Source organism: Pseudomonas sp. ICMP 561, assembly GCF_002699985.1.
In the GTDB taxonomy this organism is placed as follows: Bacteria; Pseudomonadota; Gammaproteobacteria; order Pseudomonadales; family Pseudomonadaceae; genus Aquipseudomonas; species Aquipseudomonas quasicaspiana.
This window is the reverse complement of the sequence record NZ_LKBT01000009.1, coordinates 101,022-113,498: the sequence shown is the minus strand read 5'-3', so window position 1 is coordinate 113,498 and position 12,477 is coordinate 101,022. Positions and strand designations below refer to the sequence as shown.

6 protein-coding genes and 1 pseudogene are annotated in these 12,477 nt (G+C 57.6%); all 7 read right to left on the bottom strand.

What is annotated here, in order from left to right; genetic code table 11:
* Positions 1-4 precede the first annotated feature (4 nt).
* Positions 5-346 (bottom strand): annotated as a pseudogene (locus tag AO242_RS29645) (hemagglutinin repeat-containing protein); the annotation flags it as partial.
* A gap of 346 nt (positions 347-692) precedes the next feature.
* Positions 693-1,073 carry an SCO4402 family protein gene (locus tag AO242_RS08790; RefSeq protein ID WP_099268415.1) on the bottom strand — a complete coding sequence of 127 codons (381 nt, stop codon included), beginning with the start codon at positions 1,071-1,073 and terminating at the stop codon, positions 693-695.
* Entirely contained in the window at positions 1,046-8,167 is a 7,122-nt protein-coding gene (locus tag AO242_RS08785; RefSeq protein ID WP_257153400.1) for a two-partner secretion domain-containing protein, read from the bottom strand. The genes AO242_RS08790 and AO242_RS08785 overlap by 28 nt, the downstream gene beginning before the upstream one ends.
* A 32-nt stretch (positions 8,168-8,199) precedes the next feature.
* The gene (locus AO242_RS08780) at positions 8,200-9,921 is read right to left on the bottom strand and encodes a ShlB/FhaC/HecB family hemolysin secretion/activation protein (protein WP_099268414.1); all 1,722 of its coding nucleotides are present in this window, start codon (positions 9,919-9,921) and stop codon (positions 8,200-8,202) included.
* A 433-nt stretch (positions 9,922-10,354) separates the two neighbouring features.
* A complete protein-coding gene (locus tag AO242_RS08770) occupies positions 10,355-11,314 on the bottom strand; it encodes a quinone oxidoreductase family protein (RefSeq protein WP_099268412.1) in 960 nt (319 codons plus the stop codon).
* Between the two features lie 30 nt (positions 11,315-11,344).
* The gene (locus tag AO242_RS08765; RefSeq protein ID WP_099268411.1) at positions 11,345-11,518 is read right to left on the bottom strand and encodes a DUF1427 family protein; all 174 of its coding nucleotides are present in this window, start codon (positions 11,516-11,518) and stop codon (positions 11,345-11,347) included.
* Between the two features lie 131 nt (positions 11,519-11,649).
* Positions 11,650-12,423: an AraC family transcriptional regulator gene (locus AO242_RS08760; RefSeq protein ID WP_099268410.1), complete on the bottom strand. Its 774-nt coding sequence runs from the start codon at positions 12,421-12,423 to the stop codon at positions 11,650-11,652.
* Positions 12,424-12,477 lie beyond the last annotated feature (54 nt).

Genomic DNA, 12,477 nt, shown 5'->3' with positions numbered 1-12,477 from the left:
CGTCTACGGCCTTCAAGGTGCTAGAGGCTTTGCTGGTGTTGTCCTCGCCTTTACCTGCGCCGTTAACGGCGTCAACCATGTTGCCGTAGTTGTAGCTGACAGTAGTGGTCGTACCGCTGCGCTTGGCACTTTGGCTGCTGGCACTTTCGCTGCGCTCACCGGCTGCATCGATCGTTATGTCGCGACCGGCCTGCAGAGCGATGTCATTTTTAGCGTAGAGGTCTGATCCTCGCTGAGTGATATCGCGCCCGGAATTGACGACGATATCCTGACCCGCATCAATGTGGCTGGCGGCTGCGGTTTGCTGCGATTCTCGGTTTTTGTTCTTGAGCGTTTCCTGGCCCACGAACGTGGTATAGCCGTTTCGGGGAGAATCGGGGTCAGACCACCATTAAATACATCACGACCAGTGATCAGGACGCCATTGGGGGCTAGGCGGTTGTTGGCATAGGCGCGTATTCAGAGCTAGCGATAACTATTAAAAAAGGCTGAAGCCACCTGCTTAGTATCCGCACCTGTTAGGAACATGGCACTTGACGTTGCGGGAGAACATCGGATAATCACAAAAATAAATGCCGAATTATTAAAGAGCTTGTTGTCTCATCGCAATCTGATCCCGGCGCAATGCGACTTCAATGCTGTTTATCGTGGTCTGACCCCGACTTACTCTCTTAAATGGCGCCTCTCCGTGCTCAGGAAAGCTCCAGCAGTGCATTTTTAGATGACTCAATGACGTAAGCCCATTCGGGCTTCGTCAAATACTCAGCATCGGAAAGAGCGGTACCATATTTTTCAAATATTACGTCCAAGCTACGCACAACCTCAGAAATAGCGAGCGCTTCACTTTCCGCCCTAAATATCAATCCGACCCACGAGTTGGCATCAGTCGCTAGATCAGTGTCATCATACAAAAAATGCACAACATAATTAAACTCATCATAAGCTAAATCTGGGTCTTCTCTAGCAACCCAAGCGTTGTTTTGATACTCAGCGCTCGACAACCCCATCAAGTAAGAGATCAACTCATCTCTCATCGCGGGAAATTTTAATTCGGAGAGCTCCAACTTTTCCATTTTTTATACTCACTTAATGGAATATGAACTTGTTCCGCATTTTCTTTGATCGATCCGGTCACTGGCTTTCCATCTCTGCCAATAACCTGCCCATTAGATCTAACGATAACATGATCTACCTGTTGGGTGGGCTGACTGATACTAGGCTCACCTTTATCGATACGAACGCCGTTTCCTTTATTGTTTGGATCTTGCCATCTGAAACCGACGCCTTTTTTATTCGGTGAGGCCGCCCAACTCTGCGGAAACTTACTAATAGTTGTGTCGGGCACATCCCACATTTTGGGAAGGTTGCTAAACCCTGCTTCTGCGTCTGGCGATGGGTGAGGGGACTCTGGATTTTTTGAAGAACTCCCCTCGCCAGTTTTCCCAGCGCCACCTGCGCTTTCCCTGCCGGATGTTTTTTCACCCGACACTTTCGCACCACCCGCAACATCATCTACCGCACTGCCAGCACCTTTCCCCTCGACCTTCAGCAGGCTGTACTCGCCCGACGCGAGCTTGCCACCCAACCTCCCGAGCGCGACCCCCGCTGCGACTTTAGCAGCCGTAGTCCCGTAGTCAATAATCGGACTGACGTCGCCGGGATAGGTGTTAATATCCATCGACGCCAGGACAGTGGCACCCTGTGTGCCCTTATAAGGCGCGAAGATTTGCCGGGTTGCCTCCAGGCTTTCCATGGCTGAATAAGTACCACCCGCCAGGGAAAGTGCCGGAAGTGTGCAACCGATGATAGTAAGACACGCAGGAGCTGTCATTACGGCGCCTGCATAACCACCCGCAGCTGCAGCCGCACCAGCGATGGCAGCACTGGCATTGCCACTACGCTTGATAGACTCGTCATTCTTCAGCAGTGCGTCGTTAGCCTTATCCCATTTCGAGTATTCGCCGAACACGCCTGTGGCTTTCAGTTGATTCAATTCAGCCGTATAGCCAGCGCCATCGGTTTCCATTTTCAGAAGTTTGTCGTATCCATCCCCCCCAACTGGAACAGAGGCACTGCATTTCACCAATGCACAAGCTGCCGCGTCCAAGCGATCAGCGTTTGCAGGGTTTTCCTCACGGAGCTTTGTGAGCACAGCACTTTCGTTGTTGTGCAGTTGGCGGTTGTACTGGTCCGCGATCTGCGCAACTCTCGAGGCTGTATTGACATCACCACCGGCTAGGCCAGCAGCGGTCAAGCCGACAATTTGTGACGCGCCCTCTCGGAATTCAGGATGTGACTGAAAAGTCTCATTCAAGACCTTGGCCATCGCCTGACTTGCGCCCGCGGCAACCGCACCCGTAGTGAAGTCCCCCCCCGTGGCCGAGGACATGGCTCCGCCCATAAAGGCATGCATCGCCGTACGCGCTGCGCCACCTTCATCCCAGAGTGCTTTACCTACCGCGTCATTGGCTTTTGCGGCAGCCAGGTATTCATTCTGCGCGTAGGTGCCGACATAGTTGAAACCGATTGCCCCCGCGACATTGCCTGCCTGATAGACAAGGTCATCAAGAACGTTGTCTCCCAGGCTACCGCCGTTGATGGCTGTCTTGATGGTTCCGGAAGCGACGCCTTGTGCGCCTGCATGGAGGGCGAAACCACCCACATCGTTAAGTGAGGATAAATCAAACCCCTTGGTGAGGTTGTTGTAGGGCTTGGTCGTACCGCCCAAGTTAGGGTCGATTACACCCGCGGTAAAACCAGCGGTAGCGCCGGTGATAGCAAGCCCCTTCAGGTTGTCGCTGCTAAATGTATCTTTGAAAACGCCACCGAGATTGCCTTTATTGTTGATCGTACTGACAACGGCTTGGGAAGTCATCGACGTCAAAGTCGCCACTGTTGCCGCTTCCACAGCAGTACCTATCGTTGCTGCGGTGGCAGTAGATATACTGGCTGCTGTAGCCGCGCCGCTGGCAGCCGAACCTGCCGCAGCGCCCGCTGTAGCGAACGTTCCAGCGCCGGCAGTCACTACCGTCACGATGATAATGATCGCCAGCATTGCGCCTTGGCCCAAACTGGAGTTGCTGTACTTGAAGGAGTCGTGGACCTCCTTGATTTGCCTCCAGTCCACATCACCGCGTTTTTCGGCGTCTTTGAGCCACGCCAGTTGCGGGTCGGCTTTGGCCATTGCATCAATGGTCTGACTTACCGTCTGCCGATCTACTTGCTTTACATCGATCTTCAAGCCATCGACCGCCTTGATAGCCAAGGCACCTTGGGCAATCAACTGGCTCTGACGCAGGGTCTCGTCGGTATGGCCTTTGCCCTTCATGGAGTTCCAGACAAGGCTGCTGCTGCTCTTCTCGTGACTCTCCTGATGCAGATCTTTCACACCCTCAAAGGTGATCGCACCACCGCTCTCCAGCGTCAGGTCCTTGCCGCTGTTGAGCTTGGCAACCTGGTAAAGCTGATCGCCGCCACTGGCCAGGACAAGGTTGCCGCCTGTGGTTATTTCGGTGCCGACGTAGTTGACCTTGGTGACTTCGTCACGCTGGGTTTTCTTCGACCCGAAGCTGCCCTTCTTTTTCATGTCGTACAGCGAATAGTCGCTGTCTTGAGCGGCCTGCAGGCTCAGGGTGTTGCCAGCGTAAACATATGCCTGGTTACCGGCCGTGATCTTGCTGGACACCAGCGCCATGTCCTGCCCGGCACGCAGCGCTACGTCGCCACCCGCCTTAAGCACACTCGACACCTGGCTCACATGATCTTCCTGAGCCGTAACCTTTTTGCTCTTGCTGTACGAATGCTGCTCATCCGCCGCGGAGGCGATGTTGAGGTTTTCGGCGGCGTCCAGAGTCAGGTTGCGCGTGGCGCTGATCTGGCTGGCGACGGCGCTGATGTTGCGGGCGGCGACGACCTGGAAGTCGCGACCGGCTTCTACAACGGAGCCGTATTGAGTGATGTTCTGGCGGGTGGAACGCGTGCCGACGGCGCCGCTGTTTTCTTGCTGGGCGGAGACGATGTTGACGTCGCGTCCGGCCTGAATGGTGGTGTCGCCGCCACTCTTGATCACGCTGCCGATGCTGTTGACGTCGCGTTTGGCTTGCATCGTCAGGGTGTCGGCGGCTTCGATGCGTGCAGCGTTATTGACGAACTGGGTGCGCTCGGAACGGTAGCCGCTGTCGCTTTGGTGCGTGGTGACGCTGCGCTCGTTGAGCAGGTCGCCATTGACGGCGACGAGGTCGACGTTGCGCCCGGCAATGACGCCGCCTGCGGTGTTGGTCAGATTGTTGGTAGCGCGCATTTGCAGCAGATTGCCCGCTTCGACCAGGCCTGAGTTGGTCAGGTTGCCGCCAGCGCTGACGCCAAGGTTGTTGGTGGCGCGCAGGGTGCCGCTGTTGTTGAGGTCACGACCGCTGAACAGGGAGACGTCGTTGCCGGTGATCAATGCACCGTTGGGGGCCAGACGGTTATTGGCCTGGGCCATGTACAGGACAGGCACGAGTACTTTTTGACCCGAGACTTCGTGCTGTTCCATCCACACGATGTCGTGGGTCAGCGCTGCGACTTGCTCGCCTGTCAGGCTTACGCCCACTGACAGGTTGAGGGCGTCCTTGCTGGCGATGGCGTTGTCCATCAGGTATTTGAACAGGCCTGCATCGCTGGTCTGGCCGTCGATGAAACGCTGGCCGGTGCGGGCGATGACGGCTTGCTGAATCAGTTTCTGCTCGTAGTAACCATCACCCAGACGTTTCTGGGCTTCGTCCGGGTTGTAGCCCAGCTTGTCGAGCATGTAATCCGAGCTCAGGAAGCGGCCCAGATTGGTAAACGCCGGATCGCTTTCGATCAGGTATTTTTGCGGGTTGGAGGCGAACTGGCTGGTGGGCAGCTGGAAGCCGGGCAGGTTTATCGGGTTGACCGCTTGCTGACCCAGATCCGGTGCCAGTTGAGGATTAAGCGCGACGACGGTGGAGTAACCCGGCTCGCTGGTGTCGGTTTTTGCGCCGCTGCCCACGTAGGTGTAGCCACCGCGCACGACGGAGTTGTCGATGCCGTTTTTGGCCTGAACGTTGACTGCGCCGCCCGCCTGAATGATGGCGGAGTAGCTTTGGTCAGGTGCTGCCAGTTGGGTAGTCTTCGCGAAGTCGGGCTTTTCGCCTTCAGTGCGACCGATGAAGGTGGCAAGCGCGGCTTCAAGACCGCCCAAATCATTTTTGTTGTAACCGGGGCTGTCGATTGAGTATTTCTGGGTAAACGCACTGGCCAGTCGGCGCATGAAACCAGGGCTACGGGTTCGCTCTGTTACAAAAACACGGTCGGTCTGGGTGTCGTGGGTTTCAATCGCGGTGTTGGTGAGATCATCAAAGATGGCGGTGAGGTTGCCTCCCGCAGCGATGCTACTGCTGCTGTTGAGCAGACTCCCACCAGTGAGCAGCATGCTGCCGCCGGAGGTGATGCTTGAGGCCGCGCTGGCTTCAGTAACGGCCAGATGATCACGCTGGCTGATCAGGAAAGGCCGGTTCTGTTTGCCCCCCTCACAGTCGCCAGCCGTCTGCCCTTCGATACACGCGGTAGGCGTAATCGAGGCGCTGTAGATTCCCGACTCGACCGTCAGAATGGTCCGGATGTTCTTGATGGTGCTCGCCGCCAGGCTCAGAGTGCCGTCGGCCTGGATGTTCGAGGAGCTATTGGTGATGCTGGTGGCTAGCCCGCCCAGACCATCACGATCGACAAGCAAGTTGCCCATCGCGTAGATGTCGGATGCAACATTATTCAGTTCATCAACCTGCAGGCTGATATTGCCGCCGCTGAAAATCAGCGCGTGGTCGTTGAGCAGGCTGCCAGTGCTGACCGTCAGTACTTGGCCTGCAGCCAGGGTGCCGAGGTTGCTGACCCGTGGTGCGTTGACGCCCACGCTGGTTGCCGAGGTGATGCGACCGCTGTTGGTCAACTGATCGGTGAGGGTCAGATCCACGCGGCCATCGCTGGCAATGACGCCATTGGTTGACCAGTTAGCGCCTCTGCCGACGAAACTGTTGGTCCCCAGAAGTTGACCCGTTGCGGTTTGCTGGAAGTTGCCGACATCGAGCGTCAGGTTGGCAGCCTGAATCACGCTGCTGTTGGTCCAGGCGGCTTTGTTGAACGTCAAACCACCCCGCGTGACCAGGCTGCCACCCGCGTTGTCGAGGGCCAGCCCGGAGACATCCAGTGCGCCGGTGCCAACATGCAGAATGCTGCCGTTGAGGTTCTGGAAGCTGCCAGCGGCGAGGCTCAGGTCAGTGTTAGCGGACTCAAGTGCGCCGCCGCTGTTATCCAGCAGGCCAGCAATGGCGAAGCGGCTGTTACCTGTAAGCCCCAGGGAACGAATCTGCCCGTTGGTGTTGTCCAGGGTGGACGCGCCGAGATCCAGAGTTGAGCCACTTTCGATGAGGCCTGCGCGGTTGTTGATTGCACCTGCGCGGATGGTCATCCCTCCGCCGCTGCTGATGTAACCGTCCGAACCGTTGAGCAGACTGTCGGCCGTCAGCGTCATGCCTCCATCGCTGAGCAGTTGGCCGTTGTTCTGGTTATCGAGTAACGAGGTCGTGGCGATCAACGTCTGACCGGCTGCGAAGATGCCGCCATTGTTGACCAGCGATTGACCGGCCGTTGCCGACAGGTTGCGGCTGGCAATCACACTGCCGGTGTTGGTGACGGTTTGGCCGTTGAGGTTGATGTCGCCGATAGCATTGCGGGAGTTATCCGCGTTGACACCCGCCTGCAACACGCCGCTGTTGTCTACGGTTTGCGAAGCGGTGGTCGTGAGATTGCGGCTGGCAACCACACTGCCGGTATTGGTGACTGATGCTCCGGCGAGGCTGACATTGCCGGTATCAGCGGCGCTGTTGGCAGCGGTGGTGGCCTGGATCGCGCCACTGTTTGTCAGCGATTGCTCTGCTGTGGCGCTGAGGTTGCGGGTGGCGACGACGTTGCCGGTGTTATTGATCTTTTTGCCATTCAGGCTGACATCACCGGTGGCGTTGCGGGTGTTGTCGGGGTTGATGCCCGCCTGAACAGTGCCGCTGTTGGTCAACTGACCGCCACTGCTCAGTGTGATGCGGTCACGGGCGGCCAGGACCTTCTGGTTCTTGAGGCTGCCACGGGTTTGCACGTTTGCCGAAGTACCGGCGTAGATCGAGTCCTGTGCATCAAGGCTGGCAGCATTGACGTTGACTGCGCCGCTGGCGGCCGCCTTGGCCATGGTCAAATGGCCGTTGGCGTCGATTTGCATGTCGCCGCCGCTGGCAGCCATATCGCCAGCCAGTTTTACCCCGACACCTTTCTCGGTGCCGACCAGTTTGATGGTGTTGGCGTACATGCCACCCAGTGCCGACGAGTCAATCGCCAACGCTGGTTTTTCGGCGTCGTTGCCCGCACGTGCAGTGGTGGCCAGGGTGTCAGCATTAACGTCATTGGCGCCCGCGACGACGTTCAGCTGTTTCGCGTAAATGTTGGCGTTGATTTTTGCCGAACGGGTGATGATGTCGAACTGATCGACATTGTCAGCGTTGAGGCCATCGCCTTCGATGTTGACACTGCCGCCATCGACTTCGAAACGATCAAGCTTGCCGTTGCCGTCCAGCACTGGCTTACCGGTGCTGAGGGTCACACGAGGCGTGTTGATGAAGCCGCAACCGTTACAGGTCACGCCGTAAGGGTTGGCAATAATGACCCGCGCCGACTTGCCTGCGACTTCGGTGTAGCCATTGAGCTGGCTGGCGCTGCCGCCGTTGACTTCGTTAAGGATGACGCCTGCTGCTTTGCCGCCCAACTGGCTGTTGCCGTTGATATAGCCCGCCAACTGAGTCTTCTGTGCAGCACTGGTGGAGTTGTTGAGGATCACGCCTTCCTTGCCGACGTTGTAATCCTTGAACTGGTTATGAGACAGCCCCGCCGCATTGGGGGCCGCAATATTGATCACCGGAACGCCATTCGCGGCCTGCCCCACGCTGGTGTTGGTGCCGCCGCTGACTGCAACTCCGCCCGCCGCCTGCGCCCAGATCGGCTGCCAAAACATGACGTTGACCATCAGCAACGCCAACGCACGCTTGGACACGCCTAAAAAGCGCTTGCGTGGCTTCAACTCAGCAGAAGGTTGGCGGGCCAGAAGTGCAAATTGATGAACGTCCATTTTCGAAGTCTCGCGGCAACAAATTTGATTAATTAGAGAAACAGGTCGACCTGGAAGTAGATCGGGGCTTCGCGCTCGGTGAGCACGCTTGGGCGCTCCAGCGAATGGGCGAACGTCACGCTGGCGCTGACGTGCTCGCCTCTGGCGAACAGTTGCAAAGAGTTACTCGATACGCGCCCGTTGAAACCACCGCTGTACCGGTCATTACTGACCACACCCTGGTCGTAACCGACGCTGGTGCCGTACTGGCTAAAGGCGGGGCGCAGCCAGTCCAGCGTCACAGGCCGGGTCCAGCGCAGCTCGTTACGCCAGTAGCCGCCACTGGAGCCGGACAGGAATTGATCTTTGTAGCCGCGCACGGAAGAGCTGCCACCGACGCTGATACGTTGCGAGCTGAACAACACGTCTTCGCTGCGCTGCCCCGTCGCAAGGCTGCTGAAACTGAAGGACTCGCCCAGCCAGTTGAACGGCAGCAGATAACTCGCGGTGGCGGTGTATTTGCGGTAGCGCGGCGTGGGAGTCAGGTTGCCCAATTCGTCGCGCCGTTGATCATCCTGTTGTGCATCCAGTGCGCCGATGCCCTGCTGCATGCCAAGGTCAAGGTTGACGAAAGAGTTGCCGATCCGCCGACCGTGGTTGATGCCGAACTGCGCTTCCGTTATCCGGTTGCTGCTGCCCTCAAGTCGGGCGTCGTCGATGTAGTTGTTGGTGCGCAAATGAGCCAGCCCGGCACTGACCGAGGTTTTGCTGACGGCGTCGCGGTGGATAAGACGCTCGGCGAGAAATTGGTGATTCTGGCTGTCTCCGCTCTGTTTGAAGCTGAAACCGTCACCTTGGGCCTGCGAGCGATAGTCGCTCTGGCTGTAGGTGTAACTGAAGTTCCACCAGCCATACGGAACGTTGTAATAGAGCATGCCGTTTTTGGAGGTGGACTGGTGATCGCTGACCACATCGTGTCCGCCACGCACAATCAGCTGGTCGGCGATGCCCAGCGGGCTGTCCCACTCAAGCCCGGCATTGACCTGCTGTTCGCCGGTACTTTTCTGCCCATCGTTGTTGCGCGACAGGCTTGCGCGCCAGGGCTTCTGTGGCTCGTTGCGCACCAGTACGTCGCTGCCACCCACCTCGTTACCTGGCGCCAGCTCCATCTGAGCCTGTCTGGACGGCAATCGATTGAGCTGGTCCACCAGTTGCTCGATTTCGCGCAGGTTCAGGACCTCACCTGTCGCCCCCGGAAACGCCATCGCCAGTTCGCGCTCAGATACCGTGCTGCCTGGCGCGCCTTTCAGGCTTTCAAGCTTGCCTTCCACCACCAGTACCGTCAGGTGCCCTTTGGACAGGTCCTGTTGTGGCAAATACGCACGACTGGTGACCAGCCCTTGATCGAGGTAGTAATTGGTAATGGCCTTGAGCAGCTCGTTCAAATCAGCCACGGCCAGGCAGCGATCCATATAGGGCTTGAGCAGCCGATCGCGATCAACACCACCCAGGCGCTCGGCACCCTGAAGCTCAATGGTTTTTATCGGGAAGCAGCGCGCATCCTCGGGCGAGGCCGGTTTAGCCTGCTCAGCGCTGGAGCCGGGCAGCTCCTTGAGCTCCTTGAGTCGGCGTTGCTGTTCTTCAATCAGCCGGTTCTGTCGATCACGAATCAGGTCCTGATCGCCCGGGGTCGGCACAGTCGCGCCAAAAACAGGCGAGCCGATAGCAAACAATAAGGCGCACGAATGCAGCCACGTCCGTGGGGAGGCAAACATAAACATTCCATCGATATGTCTCAGGCATGGGAAGTGCCCGAGCAGGAAGAAGAAACAGCAACCGCGAAGTGGAAGCTTAGATACCGGCTAGATGCCAGCTGATAGCAGCAAAGTGCCAGCAATCGTTGGCAAATTTAACAAGGTGTATCAATGCTGAAACAGACCCCTCATTCGAAGAAAGTTCCTACAAGGGGAAAATTTTGTGATGGGGGTCACTAAAAAGGTGGGGGATTTCGCGCAACTCGCAATTCATGTCGTTGAATCGGTTTTAGCGGGGGTGGCGATCCGGATTGCTCGCGATAGCATCTTTTCAGGCGATAATTTCGACTACCAAAAACTCGAATCGCGAGCAAGCTCACTCCTACAGATCCACTGTTTGTCGCAAGACAGTGCAGTGCCATGAACGGTCTTGCGCTTGCTGATCAAAGTCGCCTTACGGCAACAAAATTACTTTCTCCCCCGCGCCCTCATTAACCTCTTCGTACCGCGCCGGCCCTTCGCTCAACGGTGATTCGACCAACCCCGTCGGGAGCGGCAAGCTGCCTTCGTCGAAGAATCGACCGAACTGATCAAGCATCTTCGCGCAGGCCTGGCAGTCGTAAAGCAGCGAGTTGATCCCCACCACCGAACCGCCTTTACGGTACAGCGCTAGTGAAGGCAGTTGCACATGGCCGTCCAAGGGTGCCGCGATGATGGCGATACGGCCGAAGGTTGCCAATGCAGGCACCGCAGCTGGAAGCCAGAAGCCGGTAGTGTCGAAAATCACATCGGCACCGCTCTGGAAAACCCCGTTGACCTGCGCCGCCAGCTCTTCAGGCTTGCCCAGCACAATGCCGTCGAAGCCTTGCTCTTGCAGCGTGGCAATGTGTTCCGGGCGACGTACCGCACCAAGTACGCGCGCGCCGAGAATCCTGCCCAATGCCAACGCCGAACTGCCCACAGCACCGTTAGCCCCGATGACCAGCAAGCGTGTGTCGGCATTGACCAGGCTGCGTTGCAAAGCATCCCACGCTGTGGTGTAAGGCACGCCAAGGCTGGCGGCCTGACTGAAATTCAGCGCCTTGGGTTTGAGCGCAACGCCCTTGGCGGGCAAGGTCAGAAACTGAGCGTGAGAGCCGTCGCGGAAGAAGCCTGGTTCTTTACCCGTGCCCCACACTTCCCGTCCCAACAGGTCGTCAGGGCCTTCAATGACCACGCCCGAAAAGTCCCGCCCCGGCACCCGCGGCAAGGTGGTGTAGGGAAAACGCCCAAGTACGTTCTTAACATCACTGGGGTTCAGGCCTGCGGCTTTGACCTCGATCAGCACTTCATTCTGAGCGGGCACAGGCGTGGGCAGGTCGACATATTGCAGAGCGGCGAGGTCGCCGGTTCGGGAGAACTGCAGGGCCTTCATGGAAGCCTCCATTGAGTAGGAAATGAATGATCAGGAAAACCAGGAGGCCACCAGTTGCCTGCCCATTGGCCACAGCTTTTCGCCCAGCAACATGCCGGTCAGGCCAACGAGTGCGACAGCGGGCGGTGCGGGCGAGCGGAAATCAAGCGCGCCGTAAAGCAGGCCTACGGCGATGCCAATGAAGATGGAGATGAGGTAACTCATGGTGAACCCCGTGCATAAATTGCTCATGCACCCAGTTTAGGGATGGGAGAAAAAAGCTATCGGCCAAGGACTTCTGAATATCGGTCAGGGTGGATGCAAACACAGTTCCATGTGGGAGCGGTGCTGCGTGGCTAGCGATCACCCGCAGAATACTGCGAAGGCGCCACACCCAACTCGCGCTTGAACATGTCGCTGAAGCTGCTAGGCGAATAACCCAGTGATCGCGCGATAGTGCTGACCGGTACGCCCTGAATGATTTCAGCCACCGCGGTCGCCAGTTGCACCTGACGACGCCACTCAGCGAAGCCCATCCCTAATGAGCCCTGAAACAGACGCGCCAGGGTTCTTAAGCTGGCTCCGGCATTTTCAGCATGTTGCTCGAACGGTATGTCCAGTGACGGCTCACTCATCACGGCCTGACAGAGACTCAGCAAGCGCCGGTCCGAGTTGTCCGGCATGGGGATTTTCAGAATCGAACGCTTTGCGCGTTGCAACTCCAGAAGTGCCAGGCTTACCAGCGCGTCGTAATAATCCGACTCTTGATCATCGGCCTGAGCGACCAACCCCAGAATCAGCTCGCGCAACAGACGGCCCACTTCAAAGACCTGCACGGTTTTTTCCAGCGTGTCGGCAATGGCCGGACGCAGGTAGATGTTGCGCATCTCCAGATCAGTGACGACGCGAATGCCATGTATCACGCCCGGCGGCAGCCACACTGCACGTTGTGGCGGCACGACTAAAGCTTCCAGTGGCGTTTCCACCCACATCACCCCGGAGGTGGCGTACAGCACCTGACCCCATACATGCTCATGAGGCTCGATAAAACGCCCACGCGGATAGGTACGCGCCAGAGGTTGCACGGGCACGGCAGTATCAGAAAGGTCGGGAGGTGCAGCGAGGGCCATGAGAGTGACCGAGTCAGGCTGAGGTGAAGCACATAGTAGCCGGACCTGAAGCCC